Source organism: Flavobacterium flavigenum, from assembly GCF_027111255.2.
GTDB classification, from domain to species: Bacteria; Bacteroidota; Bacteroidia; order Flavobacteriales; family Flavobacteriaceae; genus Flavobacterium; species Flavobacterium flavigenum.
On sequence record NZ_CP114285.2, the window covers coordinates 38477 to 57289 of the forward strand.

The 18813-nt window shown below is 32.8% G+C and carries 17 protein-coding genes; 10 read left to right on the plus strand and 7 right to left on the minus strand.

Features of this window, described 5'->3' with window-relative positions:
• The first annotated feature begins 42 nt into the window (after nt 1–42).
• From OZP09_RS00205 to OZP09_RS00230, 6 genes are all read left to right on the plus strand, one after another.
• Nucleotides 43–990 (plus strand): N-acetylornithine carbamoyltransferase, encoded by a 948-nt coding sequence (locus tag OZP09_RS00205; RefSeq protein ID WP_269235878.1) that lies wholly within the window; start codon nt 43–45, stop codon nt 988–990.
• Nucleotides 991–1083: 93 nt separating this feature from the next.
• Nucleotides 1084–1860 carry an acetylglutamate kinase gene (gene argB / locus OZP09_RS00210; protein WP_269235879.1) on the plus strand — a complete coding sequence of 259 codons (777 nt, stop codon included), beginning with the start codon at nt 1084–1086 and terminating at the stop codon, nt 1858–1860.
• A gap of 78 nt (nt 1861–1938) precedes the next feature.
• On the plus strand, nt 1939–3009 hold the full coding sequence (locus OZP09_RS00215; protein ID WP_281310056.1) for a M20 family metallo-hydrolase: 1071 nt from the start codon (nt 1939–1941) through the stop codon (nt 3007–3009).
• A gap of 204 nt (nt 3010–3213) precedes the next feature.
• Nucleotides 3214–4494, plus strand: a complete 1281-nt coding sequence (gene argH, locus OZP09_RS00220; protein WP_281310057.1) for an argininosuccinate lyase — start codon at nt 3214–3216, stop codon at nt 4492–4494.
• Between the two features lie 139 nt (nt 4495–4633).
• Nucleotides 4634–5629 carry a DUF2157 domain-containing protein gene (locus OZP09_RS00225; RefSeq protein WP_269235881.1) on the plus strand — a complete coding sequence of 332 codons (996 nt, stop codon included), beginning with the start codon at nt 4634–4636 and terminating at the stop codon, nt 5627–5629.
• The gene (locus OZP09_RS00230) at nt 5626–6795 is read left to right on the plus strand and encodes a hypothetical protein (protein WP_269235882.1); all 1170 of its coding nucleotides are present in this window, start codon (nt 5626–5628) and stop codon (nt 6793–6795) included. The genes OZP09_RS00225 and OZP09_RS00230 overlap by 4 nt, the downstream gene beginning before the upstream one ends.
• Nucleotides 6796–6871: 76 nt before the next feature.
• Here the strand turns inward: OZP09_RS00230 and OZP09_RS00235 are convergent, their stop codons facing one another.
• The 3 genes from OZP09_RS00235 to OZP09_RS00245 form a co-directional block, all read right to left on the minus strand.
• Nucleotides 6872–8176: a pectate lyase family protein gene (locus OZP09_RS00235; RefSeq protein WP_269235883.1), complete on the minus strand. Its 1305-nt coding sequence runs from the start codon at nt 8174–8176 to the stop codon at nt 6872–6874.
• 406 nt (nt 8177–8582) lie between these two features.
• Complete coding sequence (locus OZP09_RS00240; protein WP_269235884.1) at nt 8583–9371, minus strand: anti-sigma factor; 789 nt, start codon at nt 9369–9371, stop codon at nt 8583–8585.
• On the minus strand, nt 9371–9901 hold the full coding sequence (locus OZP09_RS00245) for an RNA polymerase sigma factor (RefSeq protein ID WP_281310058.1): 531 nt from the start codon (nt 9899–9901) through the stop codon (nt 9371–9373). Before OZP09_RS00245 ends, OZP09_RS00240 begins: the two co-directional genes overlap by 1 nt.
• A 743-nt stretch (nt 9902–10644) precedes the next feature.
• Here OZP09_RS00245 and OZP09_RS00250 point away from each other — a divergent pair.
• The gene (locus OZP09_RS00250; RefSeq protein ID WP_269235886.1) at nt 10645–11229 is read left to right on the plus strand and encodes a glutathione peroxidase; all 585 of its coding nucleotides are present in this window, start codon (nt 10645–10647) and stop codon (nt 11227–11229) included.
• A 49-nt stretch (nt 11230–11278) separates the two neighbouring features.
• Here OZP09_RS00250 and OZP09_RS00255 read toward each other — a convergent pair whose 3' ends face one another.
• Both OZP09_RS00255 and OZP09_RS00260 read right to left on the minus strand, forming a co-directional pair.
• Complete coding sequence (locus tag OZP09_RS00255) at nt 11279–12226, minus strand: tRNA dihydrouridine synthase (RefSeq protein ID WP_281310059.1); 948 nt, start codon at nt 12224–12226, stop codon at nt 11279–11281.
• Nucleotides 12227–12330: 104 nt separating this feature from the next.
• On the minus strand, nt 12331–12828 hold the full coding sequence (locus OZP09_RS00260) for a GNAT family N-acetyltransferase (protein WP_269235888.1): 498 nt from the start codon (nt 12826–12828) through the stop codon (nt 12331–12333).
• A gap of 186 nt (nt 12829–13014) precedes the next feature.
• On the opposite strand from OZP09_RS00260, the gene menD reads away from it, so the two are divergent.
• Nucleotides 13015–14676 carry a 2-succinyl-5-enolpyruvyl-6-hydroxy-3-cyclohexene-1-carboxylic-acid synthase gene (gene menD, locus OZP09_RS00265; protein WP_281310060.1) on the plus strand — a complete coding sequence of 554 codons (1662 nt, stop codon included), beginning with the start codon at nt 13015–13017 and terminating at the stop codon, nt 14674–14676.
• A gap of 55 nt (nt 14677–14731) precedes the next feature.
• On the opposite strand, the gene OZP09_RS00270 is transcribed toward menD, so the two are convergent.
• Nucleotides 14732–16081 (minus strand): M28 family metallopeptidase, encoded by a 1350-nt coding sequence (locus tag OZP09_RS00270; protein WP_281310061.1) that lies wholly within the window; start codon nt 16079–16081, stop codon nt 14732–14734.
• Between the two features lie 150 nt (nt 16082–16231).
• Between OZP09_RS00270 and OZP09_RS00275 the strand changes: the two genes are divergently transcribed.
• A complete protein-coding gene (locus tag OZP09_RS00275) occupies nt 16232–17086 on the plus strand; it encodes a CvfB family protein (protein ID WP_269235890.1) in 855 nt (284 codons plus the stop codon).
• A gap of 55 nt (nt 17087–17141) precedes the next feature.
• Here the strand turns inward: OZP09_RS00275 and OZP09_RS00280 are convergent, their stop codons facing one another.
• Nucleotides 17142–18014 carry a lysophospholipid acyltransferase family protein gene (locus OZP09_RS00280; protein WP_281310062.1) on the minus strand — a complete coding sequence of 291 codons (873 nt, stop codon included), beginning with the start codon at nt 18012–18014 and terminating at the stop codon, nt 17142–17144.
• 110 nt (nt 18015–18124) lie between these two features.
• On the opposite strand from OZP09_RS00280, the gene OZP09_RS00285 reads away from it, so the two are divergent.
• The gene (locus OZP09_RS00285; RefSeq protein WP_269235891.1) at nt 18125–18763 is read left to right on the plus strand and encodes a rhomboid family intramembrane serine protease; all 639 of its coding nucleotides are present in this window, start codon (nt 18125–18127) and stop codon (nt 18761–18763) included.
• Nucleotides 18764–18813: the final 50 nt, after the last annotated feature.

The window sequence follows — 18813 nt, forward strand, 5'->3', positions numbered from 1 at the left end:
TTGTCAGCGTTTAATCTTTAAGCTAAACAAAAAACTAAAAAAATGAACTATATTTCAATAAAAGATATCGACTCATTATCAAAGTGGGTAAAACAAGCGATTAAAATCAAAAATAATCCGCTAAAGAACAAGAAACTAGGAAAGAATAAAACTTTAATAATGTTGTTTTTCAATTCTAGTCTCAGAACTCGCTTAAGTACACAAAAAGCGGCCATGAATCTGGGAATGAATGTAATGGTGATGAACTTTGGCAGTGAAGGCTGGACTTTGGAATTTGAAGACGGAGCTGTAATGAATTCAGGTGCTTCAGAACATATTAAAGAAGCAGCAGAAGTTGTTTCACAATATGGTGACATCATTGCAATCCGCGCTTTTGCAGGTTTAGTTGATAAAGAAAAAGATTATGCTGAAACTGTTATTTCAGGATTTTTAAAACATGCTATGGTACCAATTGTAAACATGGAAAGTGCTGTACGTCATCCATTACAGTCTTTGGCAGACGCCATTACGATGGAAGAATTCAAAACGAAACACAAACCAAAAGTTGTTCTTTCATGGGCTCCACATCCAAGAGCTTTGCCACAGGCAGTTGCGAATTCTTTCGTAGAAATGATGCAGATGCAAAAAGATATGGATTTTGTAATCACACATCCTGAAGGTTATGAATTAAGTCCGGAAATTACAAAAGATAGTAAAATCGAATACGATCAAAATAAAGCTTTTGAAAATGCCGATTTTGTTTACGTAAAAAACTGGAGCAATTTCAATGATTACGGAAAAGTAACCAACAGTGATCCAAACTGGACGGTTACTGCAGAAAAAATGGCCTTAACCAATAACGGAAAATTTATGCACTGCCTTCCGGTTCGTCGTAACGTAATCGTAAGCGATGAAGTAATCGATAGTGAAAATTCAATCGTAATCGAACAGGCAAACAACAGAACGTATTCTGCGCAATTAGTATTGCAGAAAATTTTGAAGAAAATATAATTTTTGAGATACTAAGGTTCTAAGTTTCTGAGATACTAAGAAACTGCAAGAATATAGCCTTAGTCCCTTAGAACCTTAGCATCTTAGAACCTCATGAAAAAAGTTTCAGTAATAAAAATAGGTGGAAACATCATCGATAATCCATCTGAATTAGAGCAGTTTTTAACTGATTTTTCTAAAATTGAAGGGTATAAAGTATTAGTTCATGGCGGTGGAAAATCGGCTACAAAAATGGCACAAAGTATTGGATTGGTACCGCAGATGATTGACGGACGCCGAATCACAGATGCTCCAATGCTGGATGTTGTGGTAATGATATACGCAGGGCAAATCAACAAGCATATTGTGGCGCAATTGCAGGCAAAAGACAATAATGCAATCGGGTTTTCTGGTGCTGATGGAAATTTAATTCAGTCAACAAAAAGAAATCATCCAACTATTGATTACGGATTTGTAGGCGATGTAAAACAAGTCAATACCAAATTACTGGCGACTTTATTAGAAGCTGGAATCCTACCAGTTTTCTGTGCGATTACGCACGACAAAAACGGACAATTATTAAACACAAATGCTGATACCATTGCAAGTGAATTGTCAATTGCACTCTCTGAAGTTTTTGATGTAACACTAACGTACTGTTTTGAAAAACAAGGAGTTTTAATGGATTCAGAAGACGATTCGTCTGTAATTACAGAAATCAACGAAGTATTATATAACAAACTGAAAGAAGAAAAAGTAATTCATTCCGGAATGATTCCGAAACTGGATAATTGTTTCAACAGCTTATCAAGAGGCGTACAGAAAATCAAAATAGGGCATCATAGAATGCTTCAAAATTCTGATATTCCGCATACGACTATTACTTTATAAAAGAAAAAGTTGCTAAGTTTCAAATAAACCAAGACTTTTGCAGTCTTAGAATTTTAGCATCTAAGTACCTAGATTAAAATGAAAAATATAGAAACGCTTACCCGGGAAGCAATTGAATTATTAAGAAATCTGATTGAAACACCTTCATTTTCAAGTGAAGAAGATCAAACAGCTCTTTTAATAGAAAATTGGTTCACTCAAAACGAGATTCCTTTCAAAAGAGAAAATAATAATGTGTGGGCTTTCAATAAATATTTCGACGAAAATAAACCAACGCTTTTACTAAACTCTCATCATGATACTGTAAGGCCAAATCAGGCTTACACTAATGATCCTTTCAAAGCCATTGAAAAAGACGGTAAACTATTCGGATTAGGGAGTAATGATGCCGGAGGCTGTCTGGTTTCGTTATTGGCAACTTTTGTACATTTCTACGAAAATCAAAATTTATCCCATAATATCGTTATTGTTGCTTCGGCAGAAGAAGAAAGCAGCGGTAAAAATGGTCTGAACAGCGTTTTAAAACATTTACCAGAATTAGATTGCGCGATTGTGGGTGAGCCGACTTTGATGCAATTAGCTGTTGCAGAAAAAGGCCTTTTAGTTTTAGATGTAAAAGTAAAAGGAACTGCAAGCCACGCTGCACATCAAAATGATGATAATGCCTTATACAAATCAATTCCGGTAATGGAATGGTTTAAAAATTATAAATTTGACAAAATCTCAGATGTTTTAGGCCCTGTGAAAATGACTGTAACGCAGATTAATGCAGGAAAACAGCATAATGTGGTACCTTCAGAATGCGATTTGGTGGTTGACATTCGTGTAAACGACTGTTACACAAATTCTGAAATTTTAGAAGTGGTTACAGCACATGTAAACGCAGAAGTGAAACCAAGATCTATGCATTTAAACGCGTCGTCTATTCCAATTACCCACGGTTTGGTTCAGGCCGGAATCGCTTTGGGAAGAACGACTTACGGTTCACCAACACTTTCAGATCAGTCGGTTTTAAGCTGTCAGTCATTAAAACTGGGACCTGGAGAAACCTTACGGTCACATTCAGCAGACGAATTTATTTTTATAAATGAAATTGAAGAAGGAATCGATTTGTATATCAAGATACTAACCGATTTCTTTAAATTATAATTGTCATCCTGAGCGTAGTCGAAGGATAAGGAGCTAATCCCGCTATCCGTTCCAATCTTTTGTGCCGAACCCCGGCACAAAAGGATTTCCACTACTATCGGGGCTAGGCATTTAGGGAACTAAGAAATAAAAGAAAAAAAATAGAACTTTGTGAATCTCTGAGTTTACTTTGTGTAACTCGGTGAAACAAAAAAAATATAACCTATGAAACTTTGGGAAAAAGGAATACCAACCGATAAACAAATCGAACAATTTACTGTAGGAAACGACCGTGAACTGGATTTGGTTTTAGCAAAATACGATGCTTTAGGTTCAATCGCACACGCCAAAATGTTGGGTCAGATTGGTTTGTTAACTCAGGAAGAAACGACTTCCCTGGTTGATGCTTTAAACGAAATCATTGCTGATATTGTAGTTGGAAATTTCGAAATCGAAGACAGTTTTGAAGATGTACATTCCAAAATTGAATACTTGCTTACTGCTAAGCTTGGAGATGCCGGGAAGAAAATCCATACTGCACGTTCCCGTAACGATCAGGTTTTAGTAGACGTACATTTGTATTTAAAAGACGAATTAAAAGCGATAAAAGAACAGGTAAAAAACCTTTTTGATTTGTTGATGGAATCAGCAGAAAAACATCAAAATGTATTATTGCCGGGGTACACGCACTTGCAAATCGCAATGCCATCCTCATTCGGGATGTGGTTTTCAGCTTATGCAGAAAGTCTGATTGACGATATTACAATGCTAAACGCTGCATCAAAAATTGTAGATCAGAATCCGTTAGGTTCTGCGGCAGGTTACGGAAGTTCTTTCCCAATCAACAGAACTTTTACCACTGAAGAGTTAGGTTTTGAAACTTTGAAATACAATGCCGTTGCAGCACAAATGAGCCGTGGAAAAGCAGAAAAAACAGTTGCTTTTGCCATGACAAGTGTTGCGGGTACTTTATCAAAATTTGCTATGGACGTTTGTTTGTACATGAGCCAGAATTTTGATTTTATTGGTCTGCCGGCCCATCTTACAACAGGTTCGAGCATTATGCCTCATAAGAAAAATCCGGATGTTTTCGAATTAATACGAGGAAAATGCAACAAGATTCAGGCGCTTCCATACGAAATCACTTTAATTACCAATAATCTTCCAAGCGGTTATCACAGAGATTTACAGCTTTTAAAAGAAGGCTTGTTTCCTGCAATTCAAAACTTAAAAGCCTGTTTGGATATTGCCATTTTTTCAATAAAAGATATTACCGTAAAAGACCATATTTTAGAAGATAAAAAATATGATTACTTATTTACGGTAGATACTTTAAACGAAATGGTGGTAGACGGAATGCCTTTTAGAGATGCCTACAAAGCCGTAGCAGAGCAATTGGAAGCAGGAACTTATAAATCTCCAAGAGAAACCAGACATACCCACGAAGGGAGCATTAATAATTTATGCTTAGAGAACATAAAAGATAAAATGAAAGCTGCATTTTAACTTGATTTTTTAAAAACCATTAAAACCGATTTGTATCAATTACAAATCGGTTTTTTTGTTCAAATTATATTAGTCATGCATGAAGAAATTTCGACCTAATTATATACATTTGATTTATTAGTTAACCTAAATTTAAAATATGGCAGGATTTGAAGAGCAATCAACTCAAAAGCTTTTTGAGAGAAATTTTATTACCGAACAACAATTAACTCAGATTAAAAGTTATCGCAGTTTAGGCATTTTTTCGCTTAACGCTGAATTAAAAATGTTTTTGTATTTATCCGTTTTGCTTTTTACTTCCGGAATCGGAATTTTAATTTACGAAAACATAGATACAATTGGGCACATTGCAATTTTATCTTTGTTATTAATCGTAACGATTGTTTGCTTTTACTTCTGTTTTAAAAATTCAAAGGGATTCCAAAAATCAGAAACCACATTCGAAAGTCCAGTTTTAGAATATCTGGTGCTGCTTGCAAATATTCTTACTTGTATTTTTATTGGCTATTTACAATTTCAATACAAACCTTTCGGGACACATTACGGCTTAGCGACATTAGTTCCAACAATTGTCAGTTTTATTTGTGCGTATTATTTTGACAATAGAAGCGTGTTAACTATTGCCATTACGGGTTTGGCTGCTTATGTAGGTTTTTCTGTGACGCCTCAGGATTTATTTCATAATGATTTCTATTCTCATCAGGAGCTAAGTTATTCTGCCATAATTCTGGGCGGTTTATTGATTTTATGGACAATTTACAGCTCAGGGATTTCTCTTAAAATGCATTTTAATTTAATTTATTTAACATTTGCATTGCACATGATTAGTATTGCTTCAATTAGTAATATGGTCAATGAGTACAATGGTTTGTGGATCCTTTTTTCTGCTGTTATGGCAGGTTCGTCTTATTACTTTTATAAAGCGAGTTATGTGCAGAAGGCTATTTCCTTATATGTTTTTATGATTATTTATGCTTACATCGGAATCAATATTTTTCTCTTCAGAGTTTTTGAGAATATAGATTTTCAGGATATTTGGATGCTATTTGTTTTAGCTATTCCAGCCTATTTTATTGGCTCAATAGTCTTGTTTATAAAATTGATTAAAAAATTTAACAAAGAAACAGCAGAATGATAGTATTCGATAAAAGTAAGTTAGAAAATTCTGTTTTGATTGAAGAAGCAGATTCGTTAAAAAATGCTGGTTTTATCGGCAAAGAACAACTGGATTTTATAAAAAAAGAACTTCCGATACTTAATAGTCATAAAAATATTCTGATTAGAATAGGTTTCTTTTTATTAGGATCATTTTTATATTCTTCAATATGCAGTGCTATATCACTTCTGGGAATTTCAGGATTAGATCATTATTGGGAAATTTTTCCCTTTTTATTTGGTATAATTGGTATTGTTGGATCAGAATTTTTGGCTAAAAAAGATTATTACAATCATGGATTAGATGATGCCTTTATTTTAGGTACAATATTGTCTTTCGGCTGTGCAGTAACATTTATTATTAAGTGGGAAAATGTTCTTCCGGTTTCAATTGTTGTAGCCATTATTTCATTAATACTATTTTTACGTTACATTCATTTATTATCAGCACTGGTTTTTTATTTGGCATTGACCTTATCATTAGGATATTCAATATTTGAATACTTAGAAGCAGGCCAGGCAATTTTACCTTTTTTTATGATGTTTTTTGGTGCTGCTACTTATTTTTCATGCAAAAAATTAATTTCAGGTCTAACAGAACCTTATTATTACAATGGAATCCTTTTAATAAAAAGCATCAGTTTGATACTGTTTTATTTATCAGGAAATTATATGATAGTTAGGGAATTGTCGGCTAATTTAACAGGAGGTTATTATGAGATAAGTCCCGAAATTCCGTTTGCGTTTTTCTTTTGGTTTTTCACTTTTATTGTTCCGGTTATATATCTTGTTTATTCATTAAAAAGTAAAGACAGAATTATGCTTTGGATTAGCTTTCTTGCAATAGCTTTTTCATTTTACAGTTTTCGGTTTTACCATTCGGTTTTGCCTATTGAAGTTGCATTGACGCTTGGTGGAATAATGATGTTTGCAGTTGCTTTTTATTTTATAAGAAAACTTAAAACAAAAGAAAGTGGACTAACATTCAAGCCAGACAGAATCTCAAATTCAAATGCATTTTTACATGCAGAAGCTTTAATAATCGCCTCATCTTTTGGAATGAAGCCAGAGGCTAAACCAGCTGAATCTCCAATGGAATTTGACGGTGGTGGTTTTAGTGGAGGAGGATCAGAAGGAACTTTTTAGTAATATTTCTTATTAGAATAAAAAACAGCGGTAGACATAAGTTTACCGCTGTTTTTAATTATGTAATATGTATTAATTATCCTTTTAAAAGTTTAAAAGTTTTAACTCTGTTTTCAATTTGTACTTTACAGATATACACACCTCTGGTAATATTTGCAATGTTCAATTCTAATTTTTCATTGCCTGAAATATTTTTAGAAGTAGTATAAACTTTTGAGCCATTTGGAGAATAAATCTCTATAATTGCTTTACCGCTTTCAATACTTGAAAATTCAATGTTTAAAACATTGTCAATTACGGTTGGATAATATTTAATATCTAAGTTATCCACATTATTATTATCATTTAAACCTAAAGAACCACAATTTGATTTTCCAGATATTACACCAGTAGAAGTCACCTGAAGTGTAGCTCCGGCACCACAAGTTGCATTTGGCACATAATTAGCTACATCAGCAACAGGAAGTAAAGTATAACTATATGATGGCTTTGAAACGGTTCCGGTTACAGAATTTGCTCTATTGATACAACCATCAAACGCTACTCCAATTGTACCGCCATCATCTGGATAACTTTTGTAAACCGTACCAATTGCAGCAAAATTTGTGTTTTCTACATAGCAAGTCGTATTGTTAGTACCACCTCCTAATCCAATAGCTAAAGACCCTGAAACAGAAGTGTTATAATAACAGTTCAAAATATGTAATTCAGCATTTCTTGCTCTTGGCATTCGTTCTTTACATCCTTCTGCCCAATAACAATTTTTAAAAGTAATACTATAATTTCCGTCAGTAGGAATGTCTGTTTTACTTGATCCAATCAGATCAGTAAAACGGTGATCATTTGTTCCACCAAAGCCACCTTGAATTGCAGGCTTCAAATAGGTAAATTTACACCATGAAATCGTTACGTTATCAGCTTTTCCTTTATTGTCAAAATTACCATCTTCTCCATCTTGAAATTCACAATGATCAACCCATACATTTGTTCCTTCATTTGTTAGGTTATCTCTGCCATCTACATCAAAAGCACCAGGCCCTTCGAAAATTAGATTTCTAATAATAATATTGTCCGAATCTGGTTTTATATTAATAATTCCAGATGGGTCTACTCTTGTTGGATCAACTTTAGGGTTTATATTTGGAGTTATTTGGTTGTTGACAAGTCTAGCTCCAGGTAAACCAATAATGGTTTTATTATTTAAAGTTACACTAGTGTAATCGCATACAATAGTTCCTGAAATCAAAATTACTGAAGTAGAACTTGCTGTAGAATTTAATGCAGTTTTTAAAGCCGAATAAGTTGAAACCGTAACTGTATTAGCAGCAGTTGGAGTTCCGCCCCCAGTTGCAGCAGCACCAAACCCTTCTGGTACTGACATATAATAATTTTGTGAATAAGCGCCAGATAAGCTTAGTAGAAAAAATAATAGGGGTAGTGCTTTTTTCATTTTATGAAATAAATTTTAATTTTTAAATTGTTTACAAGTGGTCAATGTAATCGATTGCACAAATTTAATCCAATATAATTTATTATAAATGTTTTTATAAAATAATTAAGATTGAAAAGTAAAGTTTTAAGCGAATGAATACTAAATTTATATATTTATAAGAATAAACTAATTTTATGCCTTCTTTATTTAAAATGATGTAAAAAATAAAAGTTGATTTATTTCAAAATATTTTACAAAGTTTGAAATCAAAACATATGATCAAGTAGAAAAAATGAATAAAAAATCCCCAAAAATCAATTTGAGGATTAACTAAAAAAAATATTTTTTTTATGCATTAGACTTTTCCTAAAGTATATAACTGTTCCATTGTTGGAGATGGACTACCACCTTCAGGTTCCAGCGTAATACCGAAAGCTTCTGCATAAACAGTCTGATCTACAGCAAATATTTTTTGATTATTGCTGTCAAAATCACTTAATAAACCGATACTGGTAGGAGTTAACGTAGGGCTTAATTTAAGTGCCCAAACCTGATAGACCTTTCCTTTTGGAGGTTTTGGAAGACCAGCAGCATCAATATAAGTTGTTTTGGTATCTTTATTCCAGTATACTTTTGCAAAAGATGTAGGAGAAACAGCCTGACCTCCTAATGTTACTCCAGTGTTTTTAATATCCCTTACAATGGTTAAACTTTTTTCTATTTCTTTATTTTGTTTGTCTAAATAAGCAAAATCCCTTTCAATTTTGTTTTTTTCGTTACCCACAGTTGTAATAAAATCTTTTGTTTTTGTAAGTTCTAAAGTCTGATAACCCAAACCTAACAATAATAAAACTGCTGCAGCCCAGCCAATATATTGAGTTCGGTTTGATACAGGTTTCATTTCGACTACTTTGCCATATTTCAGTTCTAATCTGGCTTTTATCTTTTCAAAATTTTCTACCGAATGAAAAGGAGAAAAACTCGATGATAAGGCAACTATAGCTTTTTCTATTGAAATAATTTCGTTCTCAACTTCAGGATTATTTTTTGCCATTTCGGCTATTTCCAGATTTTCAGTTTCAGTCAATAAACCATAAACATAAAGTTCCAGAATTCCTGATTCTATATATTCTTGTGCTTCCATTATATTTTTAGATAATTACGTAAATCATTAATACAGTTTCTGTTTTGTGTTTTCACAGTTCCCAGCGGTATTGCCAATTCTTCTGAAGCTTCTTGCTGGGTATATCCTTTAAAAAATAACAAATCGATAATTTCAATACATTTAGGTTTTAATTTTTTTACAAATTCCTGAATTCCAATTGTATCAATTTTGTTTACGAGTTTGTTACTGTCGTCTAACAGATGTACGAAATTATCAGAGGAAAGGTTTTTTTGGCTATTATTAAAATTTTTAGATCTTAATTTATCAATAGAAGTATTTCGTGCAATGTTGAGGATCCAGGTGTAAAAACGCCCTTTTCCTTCGTTATATGAATCTATGTTTTTCCAGATCTTCACAAACACTTCCTGTAAAACATCTTCGGCTTCCTCCCGGTTTTTTATTAAAACACTGATGACTGAAAACAAGCTTTTCGAATACATGTCATACAAGTGGGTGAAGGCTCTTTCGTCTTTCTTGTAGATTAAAGCTAATAATTCTTCCTGACTCATAAATTTAGATTTAAAGTTTTAACAAAGTTAAATTTACTTTTTAACTGGTTCATCATAAAGATAATTTATTTTTTCTGTTATTTTTTATTTTTTTTAGTGCTTATAACCCTTGTAAAACAAGGGACTTTAAAAAAATGTACATTTTTGTCTCCTTTTTTAAAACCAAGAAGAACCTTTTTGCGTAAATGCTATTATAACATAAATTTTAAATCAGTTTAATAGCAGTTAGCTAATGAATGTACATAAATTAAAATAAGAAAATAGAGTGCTTAATAGAAAAATATTCGATTTGAATATTTAAGATTAGAATAAAGCAATTACACTAGTTGATGTTTTCGGGCTTCCAATGAAAAGATTATGATAATTACAATAAGGCATTAGTCAATAATTAGATATTTACCAAATACCACTTATGTAAATCTCATGATTATAACGACTTTATTATGATGACTTTTAATATCCGAAACATCAACTATATAAAAGAAAATTTTGAACAATAAATTTTGGGGGCGGAAGCAGAACAGTTCAGTTTTACGAGCAGATCTGAGCTGTTTAGTCTTCCGTAATTAAGAATATTGAGTAGTTATACATTAAATTTCATGGTTTGATTTGTTTGTGAGTAGAAGCCTAACGCCTGATTAACGTTAGGCTTCACTTTTTTATTTAACTTTTATTTAAAAAAATAAACTTTTGATATCCGTAATTTTAGTCGGAATTAAGTAATTTTATAAAAAAATAAATCTATGAATAAAATAGCATTTTTAGTTTTTAGTGCAGTCTTTTTAATGGCAGCACAAGTTCAGGCTCAGACAAGTATCAAAAAATCGAACACAGAAAAAATTATGGGAAAACAAACCATTTATCAATTTAAAGTACAGGATTTATCGGGTGATACTTTTGATTTTTCTTCTCTGAAAGGGAAAAAAATCATGATTGTAAACACAGCTTCAAAATGTGGATTAACGCCTCAGTATAAAGAATTAGAAGCTTTGTATAAAGAATATGGATCTAAAGGATTTGTAATTGTCGGATTTCCGGCAAATAATTTTGCTTCTCAGGAACCAGGAACAAATAAGGAAATAGCTGCTTTTTGCCAGCAAAATTACGGTGTAACTTTTCCAATGATGGACAAAGTTTCTGTAAAAGGGGACGATATGTGTGAAGTTTATAAATTTCTTACTCAAAAATCCAAAAATGGTCTCCAGGATTCTGAAGTAGAGTGGAATTTTCAGAAATATTTAATTAACGAAAAAGGCGAACTGGTAAAAGTTATAAAACCAAGAACATTGCCTACGGATCCAGAAATTGTGAACTGGATAAAAGGATAATATTTACAGGAAAATAATTAGAAATGGGATTTTTAGGAAACTGAAAATCTCATTTTTCGTTTTTGAAAATTGAGGCAACTGCTGCTTCATAATTTCGAAAGCTTTTTGCTTTTTTTATCAGTTTTAATACTTTATGCGGATTTGAAAATGTTTCTGCAAAATATTCCCATAAATGATACATTTTCAGTAAAATATGTGTTTGTCCGGATAATGATTCACTGTAAATAGCATATAAAGTATCATGAAATTCACTGAATAATTCCATTCGGTTTGCAGGGTATTCCGGGCTGTTATTTTTTATCATCGAAGGCAAAAAAGGATCAGCAATTAATCCTCGTCCAATCATCCAATGGTCTATCGTCGGAAAACGATCCTGCATTTCATGAAATTTTGCTACCGAAGTAATATCTCCATTATAATACAATTTATGCTTTGTATTCTCAATACATTGCTGAAACGCATCCAGGTGAACACCGCCTTTGTATAATTGTTTGCCAATACGGGCATGAATCGCAATATTTTTAATAGGGTAGGTATCTAAAATTGGCAAAACATCCAGAATTTCTTCTGTAGTCTCATATCCCAGCCGCATTTTCATAGATACAATAATATCGGTTTCAGCATGTGCCCTGTCCAGAATATGATTTATTTGGTCAGTGTTTTTAATCAAACCCGAGCCCATTCCGGATTTGGTAACCATTGGATACGGACATCCTAAATTCCAGTTTAATTCTTTATAACCTAATTCCCTGACATACTTAGCCACAAATAAAAATTCATCTGCATCATTTGTTATTACCTGCGGAATTACCTCTAGGCCAATATTATTTTCAGGAAGTAAATCTCGTTCATAAGATGATTTTATAACCAATTTTCCATTCAGACGAATGTAAGGGGAATAAAATGTATCGATTCCGCCAAAAATTTTGTTTTGGGCATTTCTAAAACGAAAATCGGTAAATCCTTGTAAAGGTGATGAGAGCAGGGTAAAATCCATAATATTTGCAAAGTGGCAAAGATACTATATGTAAACCGGATTTTTGGATATGATTTTTATCTTCTAATTTTTTTCAATTTTTAATGTATTTGCTTTCAACTATATTATTCCAAAATCAATTGCATGAATACAAGATCAAGCCAATGATCAAATTTGTAACCAACTTCGCGAATTGTTCCAATAGAAACAAATCCAAATTTTTCATGAAAAGCAATACTTCCAGTATTATCAGCATCGATTGCGCCAATCATAACGTGATATCCCTGAGCTTTTGCTAACCGAATCAACTCAGTTAACAATTTTGAACCAACACCTTTTCCGATTACATTATCTACAACATACACTGAATGTTCAACTGTATACTGATAGCCAATTTTTTCACGGAATTGCCCATAACTTCCAAAACCAACAACTTCACCATCTAAATCAGCCACCACTACAGGAAGATTTTTAGCGGTCTTATCTTCAAACCATTTCGTCTGAACTTCTAAATTTTGAATTTCATAACTATAATTTGCTGTAGTATGCAAGATAGAATGATTAACGATGTCCAGGATTTTGCCTAAATCGTTTGATGTCGCGGGCCTAAGTGTTAAGTTCATAATAATAAGATAAAAATAGAGATCTTCATTCTTATGAAAATCAGTTTTGCAAATGTATTTCCTTTTTCTAAAAACACATTTAATATCTTGCTGTTTTTAAGTTAAATCAGGAGTGAAGTTTGTAACTTTGTGTTGTCAAAAAGAAATTTTTATTTTTAAATTTCTTTAAAATAATACACTATTAGAATGATTTACCCCAAAATACCACTTGCTCAAAGCATTATCGAAATTTGCTCGGCAAAAGGAATTCACAACATTATAATTTCTCCGGGATCAAGAAATGCCCCCTTAACGATTGGTTTCGCCCAAAATCCTAATTTTAAGTGTTACAGTATTGCAGATGAGCGTTGTGCTGCATTTTTTGCTTTGGGAATTGCCCAGCAAACAAAAAAGCCAACGGTTGTTGTCTGTACATCTGGGTCGGCATTATTAAATTATTATCCCGCTGTAGCCGAAGCATTTTACAGCCAGATTCCGTTGATTGTAATTTCGGCAGATCGTCCGCAAAATAAAATTGATATTGGTGATGGTCAAACGATTCGCCAGCAAAATGTTTTCCAGAATCATTCGGTTTTCAATGCTAATTTAACTGAAGAAGCTTCGGAAGAAAATGACCTTAAAATAAATAAAGCTATAGAAACGGCAATTCTTCAAAAAGGACCTGTTCACATTAATGCACCTTTTGAAGAGCCTCTTTATGAAACCACAGACACACTTTCAGTTGAACCAAAAATCACACGTGCTGATGAAATCATTGAAAAAAAAGCAATTGAAAATGTAGCAGATTTTGTTTCAATTTGGAATTCAGCTAAGCGAAAACTGGTTTTAGTTGGTGTAAATGAAGGAGATTCTATTGATCCAAAAACAATTGAAAACCTAGCTAATGACCCATCAATTGTTGTGCTGACTGAAACTACTTCTAATTTGCATCATCCCAATTTTATTAATAGTATAGACACCTTAATTACTCCTTTTGATGATTCAGACTTTAAGGAATTTGAACCTGAAATTTTAATAACCTTTGGAGGAATGGTAGTTTCCAAGCGTATTAAAGGCTTTCTAAGAAAATACAAACCACAGCATCACTGGCACATTGATACGCTGCGTGCTTATGACACATTCAATGCACTGACCAAACATTTTGTAATGCAGCCAAATGATTTTTTTAATGATTTATTGCCTAAAACTATTTTTACAGAAAGTGATTATTTTGAGCAAATTAATCAGGTCTATCAGCTCCGAAAAATTAAAAGGAAAAAGTATTTAGAAAAAGTACCATTTTCAGATTTTAAAGTATTCAAAGAAATAATCGAATCTTTGCCCAAAAGTACTCAGTTACAGATTAGTAATAGTTCGGCTATTCGATATGCACAATTAATTGATATTGATTCTTCTATCGAGGTTTTTTGCAACAGAGGCACGAGTGGTATCGATGGAAGTACCTCCACAGCAATTGGCGCTGCTGTCGCGAGTCAAAAACAAACCATTTTTATTACCGGCGATATAAGCTTTTTATACGACAGCAACGCTTTGTGGAATGCATATATTCCTAAAAATTTCAAAATCATTTTGATTAATAATGGAGGAGGAGGAATTTTCAGGATTTTGCCGGGGCATCAAGAAAAACCTGTTTTTAATACTTATTTTGAAACTTCACACCATTTAACAGCAGAGCATCTGGCAAAAATGTATCACATGAATTATTTTACGGCAGCTGATACCGATTCATTAGACAAAAACATCATATCTTTTTATGAAACCAATGACGCTCCTGCTATTTTAGAAATATTTACGCCTACTGCTGAAAATGATGTTGTTTTGAAACAATATTTTAAAGAGTTGATTTAAGAAATAATATACAATAATAAAAAAAGCGACAATTTAGGCGCTTTTTTTGACTATTTTATCTAATTGGAATTGGAAAAACAGGGAGGCTTGAATGACCTAAGGCATCAACTGTTTGTACAGCAAAGAAATAGTTGTCTTTAGAGTATGGAATTTCAGCTTTAGTATCTTTTGTAAAAAAAGTCTTTTCCCAATGAGAAGATGAAGTTTCCCTCATCAAAATTTGGTATCCGAATTGTGGTTTATCTTCTGGAGCATTCCAGATTAAAGTAGATGAATTAGAAAGGTTTTTAACTTCAATTCCAACATTTACAGGAGCTTTTGGAGACCAGGCCAGATTAGCTAAAACAGCTAGGTTTGCACATGTATTTTTTCTCAAATAATCGAAATCCATAAATTCAGGAAGATCGCCAAATTTAGTATTGTTTTCTGTTCTCAAATCCTGATGCTGATGATCAAAGTTTTCATTCATTTCACAAAAACGAACCGCAGTAAAACCATTTTGACTAAATGGAGTATGATCACCACCGCGTAAAAAACGATCATTTCTATACACTAATTTTACAGAAAGCTGATCAACATATTGTTCTGTTACTGTTTTAATATAACGGGCTAATAATCTTGAAGGACTGTCATTATCACGATTAGTTGCTTTACGCATTTTAGCTTCTTCTTCAGTTTCTAAAAACGGAATAGTTTCACTAAACACCCTGACTTGTGTATTGTCTCTTAAATTAGTTTCGCTAGATAGACTGTTGCCAATCATGTCATTATTTAACATAGCAATAATATTCCAGTTAGATGCTTTTGCTAACTCTGCCAGATGTCTGGATCCATACAATCCTTGTTCTTCACCTGTTACAGCTACAAAAATGATCGTAGCAGAAAAAGATCTTTTACTCATTATTTTTGCGAGCTCCATTACAGCAGCAACTCCTGAACCATCATCATTTGCACCAGGTGCATCAGATGTTACATTCATTACATCAGAAACACGTGAATCAAGATGTCCGCTAATAATAAGTACACGATTATCATTAGGATTTGTTCCTTTTAGAGTTGCCATTACATTCCCCAGCTGACTGTCGGTTATAATTCGTTTTCCATCTGCTTTGACCGTAAAATAGTCTATTGTCGAAGTAAGTCTTCCGCCAGATTCTAAGGCATATTTATCAAACTCAGATTTTACCCATTGTTGTGCAGCGCCAATCCCTTTTGTTTTGCTTTTAGTATCACTTAAAGTATGTCGGGTTCCAAAAGTGACTAATTTTCGAATAGTTGCTTCCAAATTTTGAGTCTTAACTTCAGAAATCATTTTTTTTATCTCCGAATCTTCAGCAACCTGAGAAATAGCTATTTGATAAAAAGACAAAAAGATAAAAACGAAATAAAAGATATTTTTTTTCATTTGATGGGAGAATTATTTAATGTTCTCAAATTTAATTATAATAAAAGAGGCTCGTTCACTTTTTATAAAAATATTTTTCGCTGTACTCACTTTCAAACTTCGTACATTTGCATTTTAAAACTTAGCTGAGTCAGCTTAGAACTTCAGAATATGATTGAAATAGGAAAATACAATACACTTACCATATTACGTGATACAAAAGTGGGTTTGTTTTTAGGAAATCCTGAAAAAGACCCGGAAGGAATTCATGATATATTACTACCAAATAAATACGTTCCTAATGAATTTGAAATAGGCGAAGAACTCGTTGTTTTTGTTTATTTGGATCATGAACAGCGCCCGGTTGCTACAACACTTGAACCTTATATTTTGCTGAATGAATTCGCACTCCTACGAGTGAATTATATCAATCAGGTTGGAGCATTTATGGATTGGGGAATGGAGAAGGATATTCTCGTTCCGTTTAAGGAACAGGCGCGTCCGATGGAAAAAGGGAAACGTTATCTTGTTTACCTTTACATGGATGAGAAGACAAAACGTTTAGTAGCATCAAGTAAAACCAATCAGTTCCTGAGTAATGATAATTTAACGGTTGAAAAAGGGGAAGAGGTTGATTTAATCGTTTCTCACATTACAGAAATCGGTATTAACGTTATTATTAACGAACAGCATAAAGGATTACTTTATAAAGATGAAGTATACGACGATTCGATAAGGACAGGCGACAGAATGCGGGGCTACATCAAAAATATTCGTCCAGATAACAAAATAGATGTAGCATTGCAAATTCAGGGGTATCAAAGTATCGAACCTAATGCAGAGAAAATTTTAGATGAATTAAGAGCTAATCGCGGCTTTCTGCGTTTAAATGATAATTCACATCCTGAAGATATCAAGACAGTTTTAAAAATGAGTAAAAAAACGTTCAAAAAAGCAATAGGTGCTTTGTATAAAGAAAAACTCATAGAAATAAAAGAGGACGGTATTTATCTTGTAAAAGAATAAATTCGATTCTATTCGCAAAAAAAGCTCAAAAGTTATATAACTTTTGAGCTTTTTTTTAATTTTTTCGGTGTTTCCATCTTTTGTGTGTCCACAAATAATATTCGGGCACTTCGTAAATTTGTTTTTCCAATTCCTTTATATACATTTCTGTAATTTTGAAATCTTCATAATCTTTTGGATTATCTGCAAGAGTAAGAAAAGTAGCTTCATAGTAGCCTCTTTTTACCTTTTTAACTTTTACCATTATAACGCTTAAGTCGTATTTTTTTGCAAGCATTTCAGCACCGGTATGCACTGGAACTTCAATTCCCATAAAATCGTTCGAATGAAAAATACGGTCTGATTTAGGTGACTGATCACTGGCTAAACCATATAAGCTTAGTTTTCCTTCACGCTGGTTTTGTGCCATAAGTGGAATAGCATTTTTGGTTGGAATCATTTCGCAATTATATTTCGTACGAATTTTCCGAATCAATTTGTCAAAATATGGATTAGCAAGTTTTTTATATACAGCAACTCCCTGAAATCCAAGTTTAGGATTAATGGTCAAAAGCCATTCATAACTTGCATAATGTGAGGCTACTAATATTACACTTTTTCCTTTTTTAGCATAATCTAATATGAGATCTATGTTAGTGACATGGAATCTCTTTTCCATTTCCTCAGGTGAAATACTCATTGTTTTAATCATTTCTAAAAACATGTCGCACATATGCTGATAAAATTTCTTTTCGATTTTTTTTCTTTCAGCATCATTCAAATGAGGCAATGCAAGTGACAGGTTCTCGCGGACAACTTTTTTACGATAACCAATAATATAATACACCAGAAAATAAACACAATCTGAAAACCAGTAAAATATTCTAAATGGAAGTATGGAAATAAGCCACAGTATGGGATAGGCTAAGATATAAATGAGAAACTGCATCTAATTTTTTTTGCAAAGATAAAATAAAAAAAATTTCGGACTTAAAATTTAGTAAATCTCTAACCTTTCCTGAGAATGCTTATATTTACAATTCACAATAATTATTATTTATGAATACCATTTTGATAGGAATTATCATTGCCAATGTTTTAATTAGTTATAAAGGGTTTAACGATCTTTATTTTTTTAGAAAATACGAATTTCATGTAGGAAGCATTCGTTCGGGCGAACAAATCAGGATGTTGTCTTCGGGCTTTTTGCATGCAGATATGATGCACCTGGCTTTTAATATGCTGACACTTTGGTTTTTTGCCCCAGTAGTTTTAAACTGGCTTGGTACTTTTTCCTTTGTTTTAGTTTATTTTGGAAGTTTAATTTTTGGGAGTCTCCTTACAATGATTTTTCATAAAAATGATTATAGCTACAGGGCAGTAGGAGCATCCGGTGCTGTAACGGGTGTTTTATATTCGGCTATTTTATTGCAGCCTGATATGATGCTGGGAATCTTTTTTGTAATTCCGATTCCAGCCTACCTTTTCGGAATTTTATACTTATTGTATTCGATTTACGGAATGAAAGCCAAAAATGATAATATTGGACACACAGCACATTTTGGAGGAGCTGTAGGAGGTTATTTGATTACTTTGATAAAAGAGCCATCATTAATTGCAGATCATAGTTTGATGACAATCTTACTCGCAATTCCTATTTTGATACTTTTTGTTATGGCGAAATTCGGGAAATTGTAATGCTGGCACAACTTTTGAAATGCCCTTATCAATAATCTTAAATATAACAA